This is a genomic window from Cellulosimicrobium sp. CpK407, assembly GCF_051844275.1.
GTDB classification, from domain to species: Bacteria; Actinomycetota; Actinomycetes; order Actinomycetales; family Cellulomonadaceae; genus Cellulosimicrobium; species Cellulosimicrobium cellulans_G.
Genome location: NZ_JBGNYC010000007.1, coordinates 55,277 through 77,344, shown reverse-complemented (window position 1 = coordinate 77,344; position 22,068 = coordinate 55,277). Strand labels below are relative to the sequence as shown.

15 protein-coding genes are annotated in these 22,068 nt (G+C 73.8%); 8 read left to right on the top strand and 7 right to left on the bottom strand.

The annotated features are described in order from the left end of the window. Positions 1-50 precede the first annotated feature (50 nt). The 3 genes from ABWU78_RS05245 to ABWU78_RS05235 form a co-directional block, all read right to left on the bottom strand. Positions 51-809, bottom strand: a complete 759-nt coding sequence (locus tag ABWU78_RS05245; protein WP_253053473.1) for an HAD-IA family hydrolase — start codon at positions 807-809, stop codon at positions 51-53. Next, positions 806-1,678, bottom strand: coding sequence for a class II fructose-bisphosphate aldolase (locus tag ABWU78_RS05240; RefSeq protein WP_115942919.1), 873 nt, complete (start codon positions 1,676-1,678; stop codon positions 806-808). The genes ABWU78_RS05245 and ABWU78_RS05240 overlap by 4 nt, the downstream gene beginning before the upstream one ends. A 135-nt stretch (positions 1,679-1,813) precedes the next feature. Then, a complete protein-coding gene (locus ABWU78_RS05235; protein WP_439157758.1) occupies positions 1,814-2,587 on the bottom strand; it encodes a triose-phosphate isomerase family protein in 774 nt (257 codons plus the stop codon). A 201-nt stretch (positions 2,588-2,788) separates the two neighbouring features. Between ABWU78_RS05235 and ABWU78_RS05230 the strand changes: the two genes are divergently transcribed. Next, positions 2,789-4,465, top strand: a complete 1,677-nt coding sequence (locus tag ABWU78_RS05230) for an FAD-dependent oxidoreductase (RefSeq protein ID WP_439157757.1) — start codon at positions 2,789-2,791, stop codon at positions 4,463-4,465. A gap of 62 nt (positions 4,466-4,527) precedes the next feature. Here the strand turns inward: ABWU78_RS05230 and ABWU78_RS05225 are convergent, their stop codons facing one another. After that, positions 4,528-6,033 (bottom strand): FGGY family carbohydrate kinase, encoded by a 1,506-nt coding sequence (locus ABWU78_RS05225; protein ID WP_439157756.1) that lies wholly within the window; start codon positions 6,031-6,033, stop codon positions 4,528-4,530. Between the two features lie 246 nt (positions 6,034-6,279). Here ABWU78_RS05225 and ABWU78_RS05220 point away from each other — a divergent pair, with 246 nt between their 5' ends. The 3 genes from ABWU78_RS05220 (at position 6,280) to ABWU78_RS05210 (ending at position 9,414) form a co-directional block, all read left to right on the top strand. Then, positions 6,280-7,212, top strand: a complete 933-nt coding sequence (locus tag ABWU78_RS05220) for a hypothetical protein (protein WP_253053465.1) — start codon at positions 6,280-6,282, stop codon at positions 7,210-7,212. 79 nt (positions 7,213-7,291) lie between these two features. Beyond that, a complete protein-coding gene (locus ABWU78_RS05215; RefSeq protein ID WP_353708780.1) occupies positions 7,292-8,143 on the top strand; it encodes an HAD family hydrolase in 852 nt (283 codons plus the stop codon). Beyond that, positions 8,140-9,414, top strand: a complete 1,275-nt coding sequence (locus tag ABWU78_RS05210) for a RuBisCO large subunit C-terminal-like domain-containing protein (protein ID WP_253053460.1) — start codon at positions 8,140-8,142, stop codon at positions 9,412-9,414. Before ABWU78_RS05215 ends, ABWU78_RS05210 begins: the two co-directional genes overlap by 4 nt. A gap of 63 nt (positions 9,415-9,477) precedes the next feature. Here ABWU78_RS05210 and ABWU78_RS05205 read toward each other — a convergent pair whose 3' ends face one another. Continuing rightward, the gene (locus tag ABWU78_RS05205; RefSeq protein ID WP_439157755.1) at positions 9,478-11,037 is read right to left on the bottom strand and encodes an FGGY family carbohydrate kinase; all 1,560 of its coding nucleotides are present in this window, start codon (positions 11,035-11,037) and stop codon (positions 9,478-9,480) included. A gap of 114 nt (positions 11,038-11,151) precedes the next feature. Here ABWU78_RS05205 and ABWU78_RS05200 point away from each other — a divergent pair, with 114 nt between their 5' ends. Next, positions 11,152-12,204, top strand: a complete 1,053-nt coding sequence (locus ABWU78_RS05200) for a zinc-binding dehydrogenase (RefSeq protein WP_439157754.1) — start codon at positions 11,152-11,154, stop codon at positions 12,202-12,204. 54 nt (positions 12,205-12,258) lie between these two features. Here the strand turns inward: ABWU78_RS05200 and glgP are convergent, their stop codons facing one another. Beyond that, positions 12,259-14,856 carry an alpha-glucan family phosphorylase gene (gene glgP, locus ABWU78_RS05195; protein WP_439157753.1) on the bottom strand — a complete coding sequence of 866 codons (2,598 nt, stop codon included), beginning with the start codon at positions 14,854-14,856 and terminating at the stop codon, positions 12,259-12,261. A 170-nt stretch (positions 14,857-15,026) separates the two neighbouring features. Between glgP and ABWU78_RS05190 the strand changes: the two genes are divergently transcribed. The 3 genes from ABWU78_RS05190 to ABWU78_RS05180 all read left to right on the top strand — a co-directional run bounded on the left by ABWU78_RS05190 (position 15,027) and on the right by ABWU78_RS05180 (position 20,568). Then, positions 15,027-17,132 carry an alpha-1,4-glucan--maltose-1-phosphate maltosyltransferase gene (locus tag ABWU78_RS05190; RefSeq protein WP_374615064.1) on the top strand — a complete coding sequence of 702 codons (2,106 nt, stop codon included), beginning with the start codon at positions 15,027-15,029 and terminating at the stop codon, positions 17,130-17,132. Further along, the gene (gene treS, locus ABWU78_RS05185; protein ID WP_439157752.1) at positions 17,129-18,922 is read left to right on the top strand and encodes a maltose alpha-D-glucosyltransferase; all 1,794 of its coding nucleotides are present in this window, start codon (positions 17,129-17,131) and stop codon (positions 18,920-18,922) included. Before ABWU78_RS05190 ends, treS begins: the two co-directional genes overlap by 4 nt. Before the next feature lie 80 nt (positions 18,923-19,002). Next, positions 19,003-20,568, top strand: coding sequence for an aminoglycoside phosphotransferase (locus ABWU78_RS05180; protein ID WP_439157751.1), 1,566 nt, complete (start codon positions 19,003-19,005; stop codon positions 20,566-20,568). 99 nt (positions 20,569-20,667) lie between these two features. On the opposite strand, the gene ABWU78_RS05175 is transcribed toward ABWU78_RS05180, so the two are convergent. Further along, a complete protein-coding gene (locus ABWU78_RS05175) occupies positions 20,668-22,014 on the bottom strand; it encodes a cellulase family glycosylhydrolase (protein ID WP_439157750.1) in 1,347 nt (448 codons plus the stop codon). Positions 22,015-22,068: the final 54 nt, after the last annotated feature.

The following is a 22,068-nucleotide window of genomic DNA, read 5'->3' as shown; positions in this document are numbered from 1 at the left end:
CGGGGCCCGGGGACCGACGGTCCCCGGGCCCCGCCGCGTCGGGTGCGTCGTCAGCGCAGGAGCGCCTCCAGCGCGGCCACGTCGACGAGCTTGTCGCTCAGCACGTCCGGACCGGCCAGCACCGTCGCCGGCAGGTCCGGCTCGCCGAGGTGGTCGACCACGAGCGAGGCGTCCGGGAACTCGTCCTCGGTCGTGAACGTGCTCACGGTCACGAGGTGCCGCAGCCCGGCGCGGCTCGCGGCCGTCGCGCCCGCGGCGGAGTCCTCGACCACGACGACCTCCTCGGGCGACCGGCCGAGCCGGTCGATCGCGAGTAGGTAGATGTCCGGGGCGGGCTTCTTGGCAGGCACGACGTCCCCGGCGAACACCCCGGCGACGCGCGCGTAGTCCTCCTCGCCGACGACGGACCGCAGGACGGCCTCGACGCTGCGCTGCGCGGACGTCGACGCCACGGCGACCTGCCACCCGGCGTCGAGCGCCTCGTGCACGAGTCGGCGCACGCCGGGGCGCCCCGGCAGCGCGCCCTGCTCGACGAGCTCGACGTAGATCTCGCTCTTGCGCAGGTGCGCCGCTCGCACGGCCTCGTCGAGGTCGCCGCCGCGCGCGAGGTCGACCTCGGGGTGCTCGGCCAGGTACGCCTTGAGGCGCTCCTTGCCGCCGCCGACGCGCAGGAGCGCGGCGTACTCCGTCGCCGACCACTCGATCGGGTGCCCGAGCTCCGCGAACGCCCGGTTGAACGCGACGAGGTGGCCGTCGCGCTCGGTGTCCGCGAGGACGCCGTCGCAGTCCAGGACCAGTGCGCGCGTCATGCGGCCGCCCCCGCCGCGTCCCGGGACGACCCGAAGACCTCGATGTGCGTCGCGATCTCGTCGCGGACGGCGACCAGCACGGCGTCGAACATCTTCACGGGCTCCCACCGGCCGGTGCGCTCGCACTCGTCGAGGTGCTGCTTTGCGGTCCGCATGTAGGCGAGCTTCAGGGCGGTGGAGATGTTGATCTTGGACACGCCGGCCGCGATGAACGCCCGGAAGTCCTCGTCGCGCAGACCCGTGCCGCCGTGCAGCACGACGGGCAGGTCGCTCAGCGCGCGCAGGCTCTCCACGCGGTCGACCCGCAGCACGGGATCGGCCGTGTAGAGGCCGTGCGCGGTGCCGAGGGCGGGAGCGAGCAGGTCCGTGCCGGTGTCGCGCGCGACCTCGACGAGCTGTTCGACGCTGTAGGAGTGCAGGGCCTCGTCGGACCCGACGCCGTCCTCGACCCCCACGATGTTCTCGATCTCCGACTCGACGGCGGCCCCCGCGGCGTGCGCCTCGCGCACGACCTCGGCGGTCTCGCGCCACGCGACGTCGAGGGGTCGGTCGGACGCGTCGAAGAGGACGGACGACCACCCTTCGGCGAGCACCTCGGTGATGACGGCCCGGTCGGGGCAGTGGTCGAGGTGCAGGGCGACCGGGACGGTCGCCTCCTCGGCCGCGGAGTGCACGAGGCGCGACAGGTGCCGGGCGCCGATGCTCCTCACCGTCTTGACGGACGTCTGCAGGATCACGGGCGACCGCGCGCCCTCGGCGGCCGCGATGACGGCTCGCGCGGAGAGGTCGTCCGCGATGTTGACCGCGGGTACGGCATATCCGCGACGCTGCGCCTCGTCGACGAGGGCCAGGGTCGGGGCGATGGGCATGGATGTCCTCCTCGTGGTGCGACGACGGGGCCTCCGTTGGCCCGACCGCCGTCGGTCGTCCGTGCGCGGCCGCTCACCGGCCACGCACCCGATAACTAGATCGTACTTGTCCAGACTCCTCTATACAAGTATTCCCTAGACGACCGCACCCACGGCGGCGCGGACCTCGGCCACCGTCGCGAGGAACGCGTCCGGGTCCAGGCCTCCGCGACCGAGGAACACGCCGTCCGGCACGTCGCGCAGGTCCCCGCCGGCGCCGGCTCGCGCGATCGCGGCGAACGTCCCCGGCCCGGCCGACCCGCCGTAGAGCACGCGCGAGCGCGCGACTCGCTCGTCGACGAGCGTGCGGAGCACGCCCACCGTCCGCAGCACGTGGTCCGCCGGCGCCGGCTCGGCCGCGCCGATGGCCCACGTGGGCTCGTACGCGACGACGACCTCCGCGTCGTCGGGCAGGCCGCCGAACGCCGCGTCCAGCTGGGCGCGCAGGACCGGCTCGGGCTCCGCGCTCCGCTCCGGCTCGCCCACGACGAGGATCGGGACGAGGCCGTGCCCGACGGCGGCCCGGACCTTGCGACCGAAGAGCTCGGGCGTCTCGCCGACGTGCCGCACGCGCTCCGGGTGTCCGACCATGACGTACCGCACGCCGAGCTCGGCGAGCAGCTCCGCGCTCACCTCGCCGGTGTAGGGGCCCCTGGGGTGCGGGGAGACGTCCTGCACCCCCACGTCGGCGCCGGTTCCGGCGAACCCTTCGGAGAGCACCGTGACGAGCGGGTGGGGGACGCACGCGTAGACCCCGTCACCGCCCCCGCGCGCCGCGAGCCCGCTCGCGACGCGCTCGGCCCAGGACCGCGTCTCCGCGAGCCCGAGATAGCCCTTGGTGCTGCACCCGACGAGCGTCCTGGGAAGCATGGTTCCCCTCTCCGCGCCGCCGGCCCGACGACGCTGTCCGTGTCCGTCCGGACATTGTGGCCGCAACCGCCATACGTGTGCAACCATGTACACACAAGTTGGTGGTCGCGCGGACGACGACCTGCACCCGGCCCGGCGCGCACAGGAGCGCAGCCGCCGAGGCGTCGAGACGCACCGCCGCGTGAGGAGGACGGCACACGAATGGGTGGTACACCGCGAGCCGACGCACCACGGCTCGACAGCAAGACCTACGACATGGTGATCGTCGGCGCCGGGATCAACGGCGCCGCGATCGCGCGCGACGCCGCGCTCCGCGGGCTCGACGTCGCGCTCGTCGAGCGCGGCGACTACGGCGGCGAGACGTCGTCGTGGAACAGCCGCCTGATCCACGGCGGCCTGCGCTACCTCGAGCACGGCGAGCTCCGCCTCGTCCACGAGTCGCTGCACGACCGCGAGCACCTGTGGCACGTCGCACCGCACCTCGTCACCCCGCTCCCCTTCGTGGTGCCGCTCTACCGGCACAACCACGTCCCGGGGTGGATGCTCCGCGTCGGCATGGTGCTCTACGACGGCCTGTCGCTGCGCAAGTCGGTGCCGCGCCACCGCGCCATGACGCGCGACGCGACCCATCTCGAGCTCCCGGGCCTCGGGCTCGACGGGCTCGACGGCGCGGTGCGGTACTACGACGGTCAGGTGGTCTACCCCGAGCGGCTCGTGCTCGAGACCGTCCTCGACGCGTGCCGGCACGGCGCCGACGTGCTCAACCACGCCGAGGTCACCGAGATCCTCGTCGAGGACGGCGCGGCCCGCGGCGTCCGTGTGCACGACGCCGAGAGCGACGAGGAGCTCGTCGTGCGGGGCCGGTGCGTCGTCAACGCCGCGGGCCCCTGGGTCGACCACCTCGCCCACGGCCTGCCCCTGCCCCGGCAGATCGGCGGGACGAAGGGCACGCACCTCGTCGTCGACCCCTTCCGCGGGGCCCCGGACGCGGCGATCTACTTCGAGGCGCGCAGCGACAACCGGGCGATCCTCGTCATCCCGTGGAACGGCCGCTACCTCATCGGGACGACCGACGACCGCTACGACGGCGACCCCGGTGCCGCGCGCGGGACCCGGGAGGAGGTCGACTACCTGCTGGCGGAGACGAACGCCCTCGTGCCGTCCGCCGGGCTGACGGTCGACGACGTGCTCCTCACCTACTCCGGCGTCCGGCCGCTCCCCCACCGCCCCGGCGCGAAGCCCGGCGCGATCCCGCGCAGCCACCTCGTCGAGACCCACGTCGAGGTGCCGCGGCTCGTGTCCGTCGTCGGCGGCAAGCTCACCCCGCACCTGAGCCTCGGTCGCGAGGTCGTCGACAAGGTCGCCCGCCTCCTCAGCCTCGACGTCCTCGCCTCCACCGCGGCCGACACCCCGCTCCCCGGCGCCCCGAGCACGGGGTCGTGGGAGGACGAGCGCGGGCGCGTGCTCGCGGACCTGCCGTTCCCGGCCGAGGTCGCCGAGCGCCTCGTCCGCGTCTACGGCGCCGTGGCCCGCGAGATCGGCGAGAGCGCACGGCGCGACCCGCGGCTCGTGCAGGTCCTGGGCGAGGGCCGGGGCGCGGTGACGCTCGCAGAGCTCGCGCACGTCGTCGAGCGCGAGCACGCGACGACGCTGACGGACGTCCTGCAGCGCCGCACGATGGTCGGCATCGAGCCCGGGCTCGGCCTGGACGTCGCCGAGGACGTCGCCGACGTGCTCGGCGACATGCTCGGGTGGGACGCCGAGCGTCGGGACGCGGAGGTCGCGGCCCACCGCACCTACGTCCGACGTCTGCTCGGCGGCACCGCGGCCGACGACGACGCCGACGAGACCCCGGCCTCCGCGGCGCACGCCGCGTGAGCGCAGCACGACGGGGCGGCACCCACCGGGTGCCGCCCCGTCGTCGTGACCGGTGCGTCGCGTCAGGCCGCGGCGCCCGGCACCTTGCGCGCCCAGCCCTTGGTCAGCTCGCGCGCCTCGCGCCACCCGGCGTACAGCGTGTCCGCCTGGTCACGGCTCATCGCCGGCTCGAACACGCGGTCCTGCTGCCAGCGGCTCGACACCTCGTCGAGCGAGCCGTAGACGCCCGTCGCGATGCCGGCCATGAGCATGGCCCCGTAGATCGTCGCCTCCTGCACGCGCGGCCGGATCACCGGGATGCCCGTGATGTCCGCGGTCATCTGGCACAGCAGGTTGTTCTTCACCGCCCCGCCGTCGACGCGGATCTCCGGGATGGTGATGTCGGACTGGTCGAGCGCGGCCTGCACGAGGTCGCGCGTCTGGTAGACCATCGACTCCACGCCCGCGCGGATGATGTGCAGGCGGTTCGTCGCGTTGGAGATGCCGACGATCGCGGCGCGCGCGTAGGAGTCCCAGTCGGGCGCCCCGAGGCCGGTGAACGCCGGGACGAGGTAGACGCCCTCCGTGCTCGCGACCTGACCCGCGTACCACTCGCTGTCCGGCGCGGCGTGGATGAGCTTCATGTCGTCGCGCAGCCACTGCATGGTCTTGCCCATGGCGTACACGACGCCCTCGATCTCGTACGCGATGTCGCCGCCCACGCCCCACGCCGCGGTCGTCGTGAGACCGGGCACGTACGCCGTCGAGCTGCCGGCGTTGATGTTGAGGACGCCCGCGGTGCCGTACGTCATCTTCGCCTGGCCGGGCTTGAACGCGGCCTGGCCGAAGAGCCCGGCCTGCTGGTCGCCCATGTTCGCCGCGATCGGGACCGGGGCCCCGAACGACGGCGCCGCGTCGCCGACGACGGTGTCGGACGGGACGATGCGCGGCAGCATGACGCGCGGGATGCCGTAGATCGAGAGCAGCTCGTCGTCCCAGTCGAGCGTCTCGAGGTTCATCATCATGGTCTCGGCGCCGTTGGAGTAGTCCGTGACGAACGCCTCCCGGCCCGTGATGTTCCAGACGAGCCACGTGTCGATCGTGCCCGCGAGCAGCTCGCCCTTCTCGGCACGCTCCTGCGCCCCGGGGACCGCGTCGAGGATCCAGCGGATCTTCGACGCGGAGTAGAAGGCGTCCGGCGTGCGGCCGGTCTTGCTGCGGATGGTCTCGCCGTGCCCCTCCGCGACCCACTGCTCGACGATGTCGACCGAGTGGCGTGAGGCCCACACGATCGCGTTGTAGATGGGCCGCCCGGTGTCCTTCTCCCAGACGAGGGCTGTCTGCCGCTGGTTGGTCAGGCCGATCGCGCTGAGGTCAGCGGGCTGGATGCCCGCCTGGCGCATCGCGGCGCGCATCGTCTCGTACTGGGTCGTGACGATCTCCTGCGGGTCGTGCTCGATCCAGCCGGACCGGGGGTAGTGCTGCGTGAGCTCGGCCTGGCCGAGTCCGAGGACCGTTCCCTCCTCGTCGATCACGAACGTCCGGGCGCTCGTGGTTCCCTCGTCGATTCCGAGGATGTACTTCGTCATGTGCCACACCTCATTGTTGACAGTTCCGAGTGCTGACGCGGGGGTCGTCCCCGTCCGGCCTGGCTCCGAGGCGTCGGTGCCCCGGGGGCCGGAGATACGTGCCCGACGTCCGCACGCTAGTAGCCAGTACACGTCTAGTCAACTAGTTGTCCGAACCTGTATGTGGTCGTACTATCGACACGACCGCGGGGTGGCCGGCGACGGTGCCGGCTCCAGACAACGACGTGCGCTTCGCGAAAGGTACTCATGGACATCGATCTCTTCTCCCTCCTGCTCTCGCTCGGCGGAGGGTTCGTGGGCGCGGCCCTCGGCGCGCTCCTCGCATTCGTCTTCACCGGCCTGGCCGTGGTGCTCGGCGTCGTGGCCCTCGCCGCAGGTGGTGGCTCGGGCATGCTCGACACCGTCGCGTTCGGGCCGTTCTTCGGCCCGCACGTCGCGTTCGCCGGCGGTGTCGCCGCCGCGGGCTACGCGGCACGGCGCGGCGGCTTCGACGGCAAGGACATCGTCACACCTCTCGCGAGCATCCGACGCCCCGACGTGCTGCTCGTCGGCGCGCTGTTCGGCGCGCTGGGCTACGTGGTGCAGGTCGCGGTCGCCGCGACGCCGTGGTTCGGGAGCCACACGGACACCGTGGCCGTCACGGTGTTCCTCTCGGGCGTCGCCGCCCGGCTCGTGTTCGGCCGCACCGGCCTGCTCGGGGCGGTGCCGCGCACGCCGCAGGGCTGGAAGCGCTTCGCGCCCACGCCCGAGAACCAGTGGATCCCGGGCCAGCAGCGCTTCCGCGACAACACGGTGCTCGGCGCGTTCGCCGGCCTGTTCGCGGCCGGCACGACCGTGCTCCTCGCCGAGAGCTTCCCCGACCTCCAGGGCAGCGCCCACGTGTTCGCGTTCGGCGTCTCCGCGTTCTCGCTCGCGTTCCTCGCGGTCGGGATGCCGGTCCCCGTGACGCACCACATCACGGTCGTCGGCGGTCTCGCCGCCGCCACGTTCCTTCCCGTCGTGGGCAGCACGTTCGCGGCCGTGCTCGTCGGCGCCGCGTTCGCGGTCGTCGCCGCGTGGGGCGCTGAGCTGTTCGCGCGCCTCCTGCACATCCACGGCGACACCCACATCGACCCCCCGGCCGCGACGATCTGGCCCACGAGCCTGCTCGTCCTCGGCCTGGGCAGCGCCCTCGTCTGAGCGCACCCGGCGCGGGCGGGTCCGGTGGTGCCACCACCGGGCCCGCCCGCGCGTCATGACACCCGACCTCAGGAGAAGCATGTCGTCCTCGACCGTCACCCTCCCCTCGCTCGCCGACGTCGGCGCCCTCGCCCTCGACGTCGACGGGACGCTCGCCGGCGCCGACCACGCCGTCTCGCCGCGCACCGCGGCCGCGGTCGCCCGCGTCCGCGACGCCGGCGTCCCCGTCCTGCTCGTCACCGGGAGGTCACGGGCCAACACCCTCGATCTCGCGGGCTCGATCGGACTCGACCTGCCCGTGGTCTGCTGCAACGGGGCCGTCGTGGTCGACCCGCGCACGGACGAGGACCTGCGCGTCGAGACCCTGGCCCCGGAGGAGATCCGGACGATGGCCGAGCTCGCGGACGAGCTCGGCCTCACCTGCACGTGGTGGACGTCGCGCGACATCTTCATCTCCGAGCCGGGCTTCGGTCGCGACCTCCTCATGGCGCTCAACGAGCAGGACGTGCGCGTCGCCGACCTCCGGGACACCGACCCGCGCGCGATCGTCAAGATCATGGTCGTCGGCCGCGGGGACCGTCTGGACGAGGTCGCCCCCACGGTCTCGCGCGTCCCCCGGATCGCCCGCGCGATGGACGAGTTCTTCGAGCTCTCGCCCGAGCGGGGCGCGAAGTGGGAGGGCCTGTCCTTCGTGCTGGACCGCCTCGGCGTGACCGCGGACCGCACGCTCGGGTTCGGCGACGGCGGCAACGACGTACCGTGGCTGTCCCGCATCGGCTACGGGTTCGCGATGGGCAACGCGCGCCCCGAGGTCAAGGCCGTCACGCTCGCGAGCATCGGCAACCACGCCGAGGACGGGCTGGCCGCCTTCCTCGAGCACGCCCTCGACCACCTGGGCCTCGGCGCCCCCCGGACCGGAGACCTCGCATGACGACCGCTTCCCTCTTCCGCCTCCCCGAGGACGTCCGCGGCGACGACTACGTGCTCGCGACGTACCACCTGCGCCTGCCCGCAGGCACGGACGTCATGGCCAAGGCCACGACGTTCGCCGTCGGGCAGACGACCGGCACCTGGGTCGAGGTGCCGGGCCTGACGCCCGAGCTGCGCGCGCGGCACGAGGGACGCGTCGTGCGCGTCCTCGAGGCACCGCCCGTCGAGGTCGGGGGCGACGACGACGAGGTGCACGACTTCCTCGTCCAGATCGCCGTCCCGACGGTCAACGTGGGGCCGCAGCTCCCGATGCTGCTCACGACGCTGCTCGGCAACGACGCGTCGACGTCCGTGCAGGCGAAGCTCGTCGACCTCGAGCTCCCGGACGCCTACGCGCGCGATCTCGGCGGTCCCCGGTTCGGGGTCGCCGGCGTGCGCGAGCTCGTCGGGGTCACGGACCGTCCGCTCGTGCTCAACATGATCAAGCCGTGCACCGGGCTGAGCCCGCAGGAGGGCGCGCGGATCTTCAAGGAGACCGCGCTCGGGGGCGTGGACCTCGTGAAGGACGACGAGCTGCTCGGCGACACGTCGTTCTCGCCCGTCGTCGAGCGCGTGCGCGAGTTCGGTCGCGCCGCGCGCGAGGTGCTCGAGGAGACGGGCAAGGACGTGGTCTACGTCCCGAACGTCACCGACCGGCCGGACCGCATGCTCGACACCGCGCGCCGGGCGGTCGACGCGGGGGCCCGCGCGCTCATGATCACCTACGCGACCGTCGGGTACGGCGGCCTGCAGGCGCTGCGCGACGCGGTGGACGTCCCCCTGCTCGGCCACTTCGCCGGCACCGGCCCGTACTTCGAGGGGCCCGCGTCCGGGATGAGCGCCCCGATCGCGGCCGGCATGCTCCCGCGTCTCGCGGGGGCCGACCTCGTGCTCACGACGACCCCGTACGGGGGGTACCCGGTCCGCCGCCTGCCGTACCTGCGCACGCTGCAGCAGCTCGCGCTGCCGCGCCCGCACGTCGCCCCCGCGCTGCCCGTGATCGGCGGCGGGGTGCACCCCGGCGTGGTCGCGCGGTACGTGCGGGACGCGGGCACCGACGTGGTCCTCGGCGCGGGAGGCGCGGTCCAGGGGCACCCGCAGGGGCCCGCCGCGGGCGTGCGCGCCATGCGCCAGGCGATCGACGCCGCGGTCGCCGGCCGCGACGTGCGCGACGCGGCGCGCGAGCACCCCGAGCTCGCCGCGGCGCTGGAGCGCTTCGGCGTGCTGGACTGACGCGTCGACGCACGACGAGAGGGGCGGGTGGTCGTCACCACCCGCCCCTCTCTCGCGTGCGGGTCAGGCGGCGAGCATCGCCTCGGTGCGCCGGCCCGCCGCGTGCAGGAGGTCCCACGTGGCGGCGACGTGCTCGCGGATCTGGCGGTAGACGCCAAAGTACTCGTCGTACACGCGCGTCGCGTGCGCCGACGGCTCGTACGAGCGCTCCACGTCGACCGTCTCCGCGACGGCCTCGTCGAGCGTCGACCACGCCCCCACGCCGACCCCGGCGACGAGCGCGGCGCCCTTCGCGCCGAACTCGCTGCCCGCCGGGACGACGACGCGGCGGCCGAGGACGTCGGCGAACACCTGGCTCCACACGGGGCTCGACGCGCCGCCGCCCGCGAGGCGCACCGTGCCCACCTCGGTGGGGATGGAGTCTAGGCAGTCGCGGATCCCGTAGGCGACGCCCTCGTACACCGCGCGCAGCATGTGGTCGCGCGAGTGCCCGGCGGTGAGCCCGCTGAACGACCCGCGCGCGCTGGGCTTGACGAAGGGCGCGCGCTCGCCGCCGGGCGCGGTGTACCCGTGGAAGACGACGCCGCCCGCGCCCGGCGGGACGCTCGCGACGGTCGCGTCGAGGTGCTCGAAGAGCGACACCGCGCGGGCGCGCGCGTCCTCGTGGAACCCGTGGCCGAGCTCGCGAAGGAACCAGTCGACGTTCGGCGTGCACGAGTTCATGCCCATCGCGCGGACCCACGTGTCCGGGCCGTGCGGGATGACCCACCCGACGTCGGCCGGTGCGAAGCCGGCCGAGAGGTCGTCGGTCGCGACGGTGACGATCCCCGCGGTGCCGATGACCGCCATGCAGTCCCCCGGGGCGATGACGCCCACGCCGAGGGACGACGCGGCGATGTCGACCTGTCCCTTGACGACGGGCGTCCCGGCCCGCAGGCCTGTGCGCGCGGCGGCCTCGGGGGTCACGGTGCCGCACACGTCGGTCGGCGCGAGGAGGCGCGGCAGCACGTGGCGCGCCGCTCCGAGACCCCACGCGTCGAGGACCTCGTCCGACCACGTGCGCGAGCGCACGTCGATGCCCGCGAGGCTCGCGTCCGACGGGTCGCCCGAGAGCTCGCCCGTGAGGCGGTACTCGACCCAGTCCTTGCACCACAGCGCGGTGACCCCCTCGCGCAGCGACTCCGGCTCGTTCTCCAGGCGCCAGCGCAGGAGGGCGCTCGTCGTCCCCGCGTACGGCCCGGTGCCCGAGACGGGGAACTGCCGGCTCACCGTGCCGTCGGCGTACCACCCGTCGATGAGCTCGCCCGCGCGGCCGTCGGTCCACAGGTAGGCGGGGCCGACCGGCCTGCCGTCGGGCCCGACGAGCCAGCTGCCGTCGCCCTGGCCCGTGGCACCGACCGCGAGGATCTCCTCCGGGGCGACGCCCGACGCGGCGACCGCCTCCTGGATCGCCTCGTGCGCGGCGGTCCAGACCTGCTCCATGTCCTCCTCGGCCAGGTGCGGGGCCGGGTTGGTGACCGGGACGCTGCGCCCGGCGCGGGTCAGCTCCGTCCCGTCGAGGTCGAAGACGGCCGCCTTGACGACCGACGTGCCGGCGTCGATGCCGACGAGGTACCTGCTCATGCGTCGTGCTCCTCTTCGTCGAGGTGAGGCGCGCGTGCTGCGCGCGTACTGCCCTAGACATACACGGTCTGGCATACTCCTGTCTATACATGCAAGGAGAGGCAAGGAGGCCTTGTGCGCGCCCTCGTGAAGCACTCGCCCGGTCCCGGCAACGTCGCGCTGCTCGACGTCCCCGCCCCGGTCCCCCGCGACGACCAGGTGCTCGTCGACGTCGCCGCGTGCGCGATCTGCGGCACCGACCGCTCCGCCGTCGAGTCCGGCCAGGGCTTCGACGGCCGCCGCGTCCTCGGCCACGAGATCGCCGGCGTCGTGCGGTGGGTCGGCCCGGCGGCCGAGCGCCCCGACCTGCGGCCCGGGGACCGCGTGTGCGTCGAGACCGACGCCTCGCTGTGCCTGCGGTGCGCCTACTGCCGCACCGAGCAGTACAACCGCTGCCCCCACCGCACCGGCATCGGCACCACCACCGACGGCGGCCTCGCCGACCAGCTCGCCGTCCCCGGGCGCGCCGTGCACCGCCTGCCCGACGACGTCACGCTCCTGGAGGGCGCGCTCGTCGAGCCGCTCGCCGTCGCCGTGCACGCCGTCGTCGAGCGGAGCCCGGCGCTCGCCGGCGAGGTGGTCGTCGTCACCGGGCCCGGCGCCGTGGGGCTCCTCGTCGCCCAGGTCGCCGTCGCGTGCGGCGCGACCGTCGTGCTCGTCGGGCGCTCGCGGCACGCCGTGCGCCTCGCGACCGCCCGCGCCCTCGGCGTGCAGCACGTCGTGGACGCCGACGCCGAGGACGTCGGCGAGGTCGTCGGCCGCCTCACCGACGGGTACGGCGCCCACTCGCTGTTCGAGTGCTCGGGCTCGACCGCCGTCCTCGCCGACGGTCTCACGCACCTGCGCAAGGGCGGGCGGGCCGTGCTCGTCGCCTTCTACCACGAGCACCCGTCGACGGACCTCGACCTCGTCGTCAACCGCGAGCTCGAGGTCGTCGGCTCGCGCGGCAAGCGGCCGTCGTCGTTCCGCACCGCGATCCGGCTCCTCGGGTCGTGCCACGTGCGGCTCGGCCCCGTCATCGGCGCCGTCGTCCCGCTCGACCGCTGGGAGGAGGCCGTCGAGCGCATGACGCGCGGAGAGAAGGTCGTCGTGCAGGTGGCCGCCGACCTCGACGCCCCCGCAGCATGACGGAGCCCGTGCGCGCCGGGGCGGCGCGCGCGGGCTCTCCCCCGCCGGTGCGGGTCAGGCGTTGGCGACGAGGCCGAGCTCGGCGACGCTGGGGAGGCCGGTGTGCGTCGGGACGACGCGGACCGTGTAGCCGAACGGGCCGGACGCGTCGAGCACGACGTCGCCGGCGAACGCGTAGCGGCCGGCCTCGTACGTCTCGGCGAGCGCGAGCGGCTCGGCCGTGAACTCCTCGATGACGTCGGCCTCGCTGACGCGGCCGTGCACGACCTGCACCTGCACGTCCTCGGGGCGCAGGTCGCCGAGCGACACGTACGCGCGCACGGTGAGCCGGTCCCCGACCTGCGGCACCTCGCCGATGCCGGAGGAGTCGACGTGGTCGACGCGCACGCGCGACCACCCGGACCGCACGGACTCCTTCCAGTGCGCGAGCTCGCGCGCGGGGGCGAGGCCGTCGGCCGCGAGCGCTCGCCCCGCCGCCGCAGCGGGCGCGTACAGCCGCGTCACGTACTCGCCGACCATGCGCGTCGCCTGGACCTTCGGGCCGAGCGTCGCGAGCGTGTGCCGCACCATCTCGAGCCACCGGCCGGGCACGCCGGACGTGTCGCGGTCGTAGAAGCGCGGCGCGACCTGCTGCTCGACGAGGTCGTACAGGGCTGCGGCCTCGAGGTCGTCCCGGCGGTCGGGGTCCTCGACGCCGTCGGCGGTGGGGATGGCCCAGCCGTTCTCGCCGTCGAACCACTCGTCCCACCACCCGTCGAGGATGGACAGGTTGAGGCCGCCGTTGAGCGCCGACTTCATACCCGACGTCCCCGACGCCTCGAGCGGGCGCAGCGGGTTGTTGAGCCAGACGTCGCAGCCCGGGTAGAGGGACTGCGCCATGGCGATGTCGTAGTTGGGCAGGAAGACGATGCGGTGGCGCACCTCGGGGTCGTCGGTGAAGCGCACGAGCTGCTGGATGAGCCGCTTGCCCTGGTCGTCGGCGGGGTGCGACTTGCCCGCGACGACGAGCTGCACGGGGCGCTCGGGGTGCAGCAGCAGCGCCTTGAGGCGCTCCGGGTCGCGGAGCATGAGCGTGAGCCGCTTGTACGTGGGCACGCGCCGCGCGAAGCCGATGGTGAGCACGTCGGGCGACAGGACGTCGTCGACCCAGCCCAGCTCGGCCGGGGTCGCACCGCGCTCGCGCCACGACTTGCGCACGCGGCGGCGGGCCTCGTCGACGAGGCGGCCGCGCATCTCGCGGCGGACCGCCCACAGCTCGCCGTCGCTCACGCCGCCGTCCCCGTCGCCGCGCAGCCAGCCCGACGACGCGGCGTCGGCCGTGAGCTCGTCGAGCCCGAGCCGGTCGGCCTCGAGGGCCGCGAACGCCGGGTCCACCCACGTGGGCGAGTGCACGCCGTTCGTCACCGAGGTGATCGGGACCTCACGGGCGTCGAAGCCCGGCCACAGGCCCTCGAACATGCCGCGCGACACCTCGCCGTGCAGGAGGGAGACGCCGTTCGCCCGCCCGCCGAGGCGCAGGCCCATGACGGCCATGTTGAACACGGTCGGGTCGCCGCCGTCGTAGTCCTCCGCGCCGAGCGCGAGGACGCGCTCCACGGGCAGCCCGTCGAGGGCCATGTCGCCACCGAAGTACTGCGTGACGAGGTCGCGCCCGAACCGGTCGATGCCGGCCGGGACGGGCGTGTGCGTCGTGAAGACCGTCGCGGCGCGCACGGCCTCGAGCGCCTCGTCGAACGTGAGGCCCTGCTCGACGAGCTCGCGGATGCGCTCGACGCCGAGGAACCCGGCGTGCCCCTCGTTGGTGTGGTAGACCTCCGGGGCCGGCGCACCGGTGAGGCGCGACCACAGGCGCAGCGCGCGCACGCCGCCCACGCCGAGCAGCAGCTCCTGCTGGAGGCGGTGCTCGCCGCCGCCGCCGTAGAGGCGGTCGGTGACCTTGCGCGCGGCCTCGTCGTTGCCGGGCACGTTGGAGTCGAGGAGCAGCAAGGGCACGCGGCCCACGGCAGCGACCCACACGTGCGCGTGCAGCGTCCGACCGCCCGGGAGGGCGAGCGACACCCGCGCGGGCGTGCCGTCGTCGTCGCGCAGGAGGGTCAGCGGCAGGCCGTCCGGGTCGAGCAGCGGGTAGGTCTCGACCTGCCAGCCGTCGCGCGTGAGGGACTGCTTGAAGTATCCGGCGCCGTACAGGAGCCCGACGCCGACGATCGGCACGCCGAGGTCGCTCGCGCTCTTGAGGTGGTCGCCCGCGAGGATGCCGAGGCCGCCGGAGTACTGCGGCAGCACCGACGTGATGCCGAACTCGGGCGAGAAGTAGGCGATCGCGGCCGGGAGCGAGCCGTCCTCGTCGGAGGCGGCCCGCTGCTGGTACCACAGCGCGTCGTCGAGGTAGTGGCGCAGGTCGGCCGCCGCCGCGCGCACGCGCTCGACGAACGCGCCGTCCGCGGCGAGCTCCGCGAGCCGTTCCGGGCCGAGCGCGCCCAGCAGCGCGACGGGGTCGCCGTGCACGGACGCCCACGCCTCGGGGTCGATGCCGGCGAACAGGTCGCGCGTCGGGGCGTGCCAGGACCAGCGCAGGTTGTGGGCCAGCTCGTCCAGGTCGCGCAGCTCGGCGGGCAGCAGGGTGCGGACGGTGAACCGTCGGATCGCTCTCACGGGGACGAGACTACGCAGGCCGAGGCCGGTGCACACCCTCGCGGTGTCACACGCACGTCACGCTTGCGTGAACTTTCACCCCGGCGCCACGCCCGACACCGCACCTCGTCGACGCCTGCCGAGCACGCTCCCAGGTGCCTGCCCCCCGCGGGCCTCGATACGTTGTGCGTGTGACGTCGACCTCTCCGGCCCCCGCGCCGCACCGCACCCCCGCGACCGCCCCCCGTCCTGCCCCGCCCGCCCCGATCGGCCGCATCCCCGTGCTGGACGTCTCGCCCGTCGTCGAGGGCGGGCGGTGGCCCGCGAAGGCCGTCGTCGGCGAGATGGTGCCGGTCGAGGCGACCGTGTTCCGCGAGGGGCACGACGCCGTCGCCGCGACCGCCGTCCTCGTCGCCCCCGACGGCGCCGAGCGCACCGCGCGCATGGTGGACGTGGCGCCCGGCCTCGACCGGTTCCGCGCCACGCTGCACCCCGACGCGATCGGCGACTGGTCGTTGCGGGTCGAGGCGTGGAGCGACCCCTACGGCACGTGGGCGCACGACGCGACCGTGAAGATCGCCGCGGGCGTCGACGTCGACCTCATGCTCGCCGAGGGGGTCCGGCTCTTCGAGCGCGTCCTGGCCGACGCGGTCCCCCTCCCGGGCGCCGACGGCACCCCGGGCACCCGGTCGCCGCAGGACGCGCGCACGCTCGCCGACGCGGCAGCCGCCCTCGCCGACGCGAGCCGCCCCGCCGAGGCCCGCCTCGCCGCGGCGACGTCGCCCGAGGTGCGCGACGTCCTGGACCGCGCGCCCCTGCGCGACCACGTGACGGCGTCGGCCACCTACGACCTGCGCGTCGAACGACCGCTGGCGCTCGCGGGTGCGTGGTACGAGATGTTCCCGCGCTCCGAGGGTGCGCGCCGGATGAAGGACGGCCGCTGGCGCTCCGGGACGTTCACCGCGGCGGCCCGGCGCCTGCCGGCGATCGCCGCGATGGGGTTCGACGTCGTCTACCTCACGCCCGTCCACCCCATCGGCACGACCCACCGCAAGGGCCGCAACAACTCCCTCACGGCGCTCCCCGGCGACCCGGGCAGCCCGTACGCGATCGGCTCGAAGGACGGCGGCCACGACGCGATCCACCCCGAGCTCGGGAGCGACCGCACGTTCCGCGCGTTCGTCAAGGAGGCGCGGCGCAACGGGCTCGAGGTCGCGATCGACCTCGCGCTGCAGTGCTCGCCCGACCACCCGTGGGTGACCGAGCACCCCGAGTGGTTCACGACCCGCGTCGACGGCTCGATCGCGTACGCCGAGAACCCGCCCAAGAAGTACCAGGACATCTATCCCCTGAACTTCGACAACGACCCCGCGGGCATCTACGCCGAGGTGCTGCGCGTGGTCCGCGTGTGGATCGACCGGGGCGTCACCGCGTTCCGCGTCGACAACCCGCACACCAAGCCGCTCGACTTCTGGGAGTGGCTCCTGGCCGAGGTGCGCGCGACGAACCCCGAGGTCGTGTTCCTCTCCGAGGCCTTCACCAAGCCCGCGATGATGCACACGCTCGCGCGCATCGGGTTCCACCAGTCGTACACGTACTTCACGTGGCGCAACACCCGCGACGAGCTCGCCGAGTACCTCACCGAGGTGTCGGGCGAGGCCGGCGCGTACATGCGGCCCAGCTTCTGGCCGACGACGCACGACATCCTCCCGCCCTACCTCCAGCACGGCGGGGTGGCCGGGTTCGCGGTGCGCGCGGTGCTCGCCGCGACCGGGTCGCCCACGTGGGGGATCTACTCCGGGTACGAGCTCGTGGAGAACGTGCCGCGGCCGGGCGTCGAGGAGCAGATCGACAACGAGAAGTACGAGTACAAGCCGCGCGACTGGGCGCTCGCGGAGGAGATCGGGATCTCGACGCTGCTCACGCGGCTCAACGAGGTCCGGCGCGACCACCCCGCGCTGCGCCAGCTCCGCAACCTCACCGTCCACCCGACGACGAACGACCAGGTGCTCGCGTTCTCCCGGCACCTGCCCGCCGAGCACTCGCCGACCGGCGAGGCCGACACGGTCGTCGTCGTCGTGAACCTCGACCCCCACTCCCCGCAGGAGTCGAACGTGCACCTCGACCTCGCGGCCCTCGGGCTGCCTCCCCTCGCGGACGGCCAGGACCCGTGGGCGCCGTCCTTCGTCGCGCACGACGAGCTGTCCGGCGAGAGCTACGGCTGGGGCCAGGACGTCTACGTGCGGCTCGAGCCGATGCGCCAGGTCGCGCACGTCGTGCACGTGAGGCCTGCATGACGTTCCCTCGCGACGCTGCACCGGTCCCCGTGCGCGGTCCCGCTGCCGGCCCCGCCCCCGTGCCGCCCATCACCGCGCCGGTCCCCGTCGCGGCGCTCCCACCCCGGCGCCAGCCGACGGCGCCCGTCGACGCGCGCCCCGGGCTGTCCGACGACCCGGACTGGTACCGCACGGCGGTGTTCTACGAGGTGATCGTCCGCGCGTTCTCCGACTCCGACGGCAGCGGGACGGGCGACCTGCGGGGCCTCATCGACCGCCTCGACTACCTCCAGTGGCTCGGCATCGACGCGCTGTGGCTGCCGCCGTTCTACCCGTCGCCCCTGCGCGACGGCGGCTACGACGTGTCCGACTACACCGCGATCGCGCCGCAGTACGGCTCGACGTCGGACTTCGCCGAGCTCGTCAGCGAGGCGCACGCGCGCGGGATGCGCGTCGTCATCGACCTCGTCATGAACCACACGAGCGACCAGCACCCCTGGTTCCAGGCGTCGCGCGCCGACCCCGAGGGCCCGTACGGCGACTTCTACGTGTGGAGCGACGACGACACGCGCTACCAGGACGCGCGCATCATCTTCGTCGACACCGAGACGTCCAACTGGACGTTCGACCCCGTGCGCCGCCAGTTCTTCTGGCACCGGTTCTTCTCCCACCAGCCCGACCTCAACTTCGAGAACCCGCGCGTCGCCGACGCGATGCTCGACGTCGCGCGGTTCTGGCTGCAGATGGGCGTCGACGGGTTCCGCCTCGACGCCGTGCCGTACCTCTACGAGGCCGAGGGCACCAACTGCGAGAACCTGCCGCAGACGCACGAGTTCCTGCGGCGCGTGCGGCGCATGGTCGACGCCGAGTTCCCGGGGCGCATCCTGCTCGCCGAGGCGAACCAGTGGCCGCGCGAGGTCGTGGACTACTTTGGCACCGAGGACGAGCCGGAGTGCCACATGTGCTTCCACTTCCCCGTGATGCCCCGCATCTACTACGCGATCCGCGACCAGCGCGCGAACCAGGTCCTCGAGATCCTCGCCGACACGCCCGACATCCCGCCCGGCGCGCAGTGGAGCACGTTCCTGCGCAACCACGACGAGCTCACGCTCGAGATGGTCTCCACCGAGGAGCGCGCGTCGATGTACGGGTGGTACGCGCCCGACCCGCGCATGCGCGCGAACGTCGGCATCCGCCGTCGGCTCGCTCCCCTGCTCGACAACTCGCGCAAGGAGGTCGAGCTCGCCCACGCGCTCCTGCTCTCCCTGCCGGGCAGCCCGTGCCTCTACTACGGCGACGAGATCGGGATGGGAGACAACATCTGGCTGCCGGACCGCGACTCGGTGCGCACCCCCATGCAGTGGACGCCCGACCGCAACGCCGGGTTCTCGACCGCCGACCCCGGCAAGGTCTACCTGCCGCTCGTGCAGTCGCTCGTGCACCACTACGGCTACGTCAACGTCGAGGCGCAGCTCGAGCAGTCGACGTCCCTGCTGCACTGGGTGCACGGCATGCTCAAGGTCCGGCGCCGCCACAAGGCGTTCGGCACCGGCGACTTCGTCGCGCTCGAGTGCGACAACGAGTCGATCCTCGCGTTCCTGCGCCGGACCGACGCCGAGACGATCCTGTGCGTCGCGAACCTCTCCGCGACCGCCCGCGCGGCCGCGGTGCACCTGCCCGGCCACCCCGGGGCGACGCTCACGGACGTCTTCGGCGGGGCCCGTTTCCCCGCCGTCGACGACGACGGGCGCGTCGTCATGACGTGGGGGTCGCGCGACTTCTACTGGCTCGTGGTGCACGACCCGGCGTGAGCACGGCTCCTCCCGGTCCTCGTGCGGCGGGCTCGTCGCGCGCGTGATGGCATGAAGGCGACCTGACGGAGGAGGCACGCGTGACGGTACGGCGGACGGACCCGCCCTCGGCGGAGCTCATGAGGCTCCTGGACGCCTGGCTGCCGGCGCGCCGCTGGTACCCCGTCAAGGGGGTCGCCGTGCGCCACGTGCCCTGGCTGTCCTTCGCGCTCGACGCCCCGCCGCACGCCGCGACGCCCGGCCGACCCGACACCGGCAGGGCCGTGCGGGTCGAGCTCCACCTGCTGCGGCTCGTCGGGGACGGCGTGGACCTCGTCGTGCAGGTGCCCCTCGTGCTCGAGCGGGTGTCTCGGCCGACCGGCGCGACGCGTGGCGTCGAGAGCCAGAGCAGCGCGACGCCGGGCGGGGCGGCGCCGATCGGGACGCTCGCCCCGGGCGGCACCGACGACGCCGCGTGGGTCGTGCACGACGGCGCCGCGCACCCCGCGTGCTGGGCGGCCCTCCTGGCCGTGGCGCAGTGGGAGGACCCAGGCACAGCACCGGACGGGGCGAGTCCCCGCGACGGGGGCCGCGACGCCGACACCGACCTCACCGGTGGACGCGCGTTGAGCGTCGAGCAGTCGAACAGCTCGGTGCTGCTGCCGCAGGTCGCCGGCGGGAGCATGCTCAAGGTCCTGCGCGCCATCGCGATCGGACCCAACCCCGACGTGACGATCCCCCGCGCGCTGGCCGCCCAGGGCTGGGCCGGGGTTCCCCGGCCGCTCGCATGGCTCGAGGTGACGTGGGACGCGGAGGACGACCCGGCCGCCGTCGACCCGGGCGTGGACCACCGACCGGGCGAGCCGACCGCGGGAGGCGGGGCACCGGCGTCGGGCACCGCTCCGGGCCAGGAGGCTCCCCGCTCCGCGCACCTGGCCATCCTCAGCGAGTTCGTCGAGGGCGCGCGCGACGGGTTCGACCTCGCGTGCTCCTACGCCGGGCAGGGCGCGTCGTTCGCCGACCTGGCGGCCGACCTGGGGCGCGTGCTCGCCGACCTCCACGCCGCGCTCCGGCGGGCGTTCGGCGTCGGGTCGCCGGTCGACGCGCGCTGGCTCGTCGCCGACCTGCGGCGGCGCGCGGACGAGGCCGTCGCGTCGTCGCGCGCGCTGGGGCGGCGCGCGGACGACGTCGCCGCCTTCTGGGACCGCACGTCCGCGCGCCTCGCGAACGTGACGCGCGTCCCCGACGCGCTCCCCCGGCTGCAGACCGTCCACGGCGACCTGCACCTCGGCCAGGTGCTGCACGCGCGCCGCTTCGGCTGGAAGGTGCTCGACTTCGAGGGCGAGCCCCTGCGCCCGGTCGCCGAGCGCACGCGCCCCGACCTCGCGCTGCGCGACGTCGCCGGGATCGTGCGCTCGTTCGACTACGCCGCCGCCGTCGGACGCGCGCCCGACGCCGCGTGGGCCGTCCAGGCGCGCACCGCGTTCCTCGATGCCTACGACCGGGCCGACACCGCCGGCGTCGACCGCGCGACGTCCGAGGCGCTCGTCCGGGCGCTCACGCTCGACAAGGCGCTGTACGAGGTCGTCTACGAGTCGCGCAACCGCCCCGACTGGGAGCCCATCCCCCTCGCCGCGGTGGACCGCCTGCTCGCGGGGAACGCCTGACCCGTCCACGAGGACGGCACCGCCCCGTGAGGTCGACGGCGGGTACGGCAAGGTGGAGGCGCGGCCGAGACCGCGCCTCCACCTCACCAAGCCGGTCTCCTAGCCTGCCGAGCAGTCGACGACCGGTGCCAGCACCGGAGCGTCGCCTCGGCCCGAGAAACCGTAGGTGATGGTCCCGCCGGCCGGCACGCGCGCGTTCCACGACTCGGCGGTGACCGTCGCGATCCCGTCGTCCACGGAGAGCGCACCGTGCCAGGTCTGCACGAGCTCGCTGCCCGCGGGCACGCGCCACGAGGTGGACCACGTCGAGACGGGCTCGCCGTCGAACTCCACCCGCACCTGACCCTGGTAGCCACCCGGCCACAGGTACTGGATCTCCAGCTCGGCCGAGCATCCGTCCGCGCGGCTCGCGAAGACCGATGCCTCGTGCGACGTCTCGGCGATGCCGTCCGGGCCGGAGATCAGGCGCTCGCCCCAGGGGGACGGAGCGGCCGGGTCGAAGCCCTGGACGAGGTCCAGGTCCTCCACGCCACCGCTGTTGCCGCTCCAGGACCACCCGAACCAGCCGAGGCCGAGGCGCCGCGACTCGGCGAGGATGGTGTCCTCGTCGACGTCGTTACCGTAGTGCGCCGGGCCGAACTCGCCGACGATCAGCGGCAGTCCGGCGTCGACGAAGTGCTCCAGGTAGTCCGTGACCACCGCGCCGTCGCCGTACACCTCGTACATGTGGACGGAGAACACGACGTTCGCGTCGGGGTCGGCGTCGAACACCTGCCGCGCCTGGGAGTACATCGTCCGCGACCAGTCCTGGCCCCAGTTCGGGGCGTCGACGACGATCGTGTGCTCGTACCCGATGTCCCGCAGGCGCTGGACCGCGGCCGACGTCCGCGCCGCCCACTCGTCGGCGACCGGACCGTTGCCGATCGGCTCGTTGCCGATGTTGACGAGGACCCTGTCCTCCGTTCCGGCGAGCGTCGGGTACAGGTCCTCCCAGTAGTCGACAGCGCGGTCGAGCGACACCGCGGCGGGCGCGTACTCGTCCCCGTAGCCCGTCGTGTCGTGCACCTCCAGGGCGCACACCAGACGGTTCACGTCGCACTCGCGGACGACGCGCGCGACGTCCGCCGGGTCGTTGCGGGTCCATTGGTCGCCGCTGGACAGGACGACGCGCACCGCGTTGGCGCCCGTGCCCTTGATGTCCTCGAACGCCTGGAACTCGTGGGTGTACCAGGTGTGCGCGTGGTTGATCCCGCGGAGGACGAGGTCGCTCCCGTCCGCCTCGACGAGCCGACCGTCGACGACGTGCAGACCGTCCGCGGTCGCCTCGTCGGCACCCGCCGGGGCGGCAAGCGCAAGCGCTCCCGACCCGGCGAGGGCGAGCGCAGCGACGTACGCCGGGACCGACGTCGCCCGGGTACGGAGCTGTCGTGTGCTGTTCCTACTCATCGAACTCCTTCGTTCTGCGCTCGCGCACGAGCGCGCTCTCCATCCGCTTTCAGA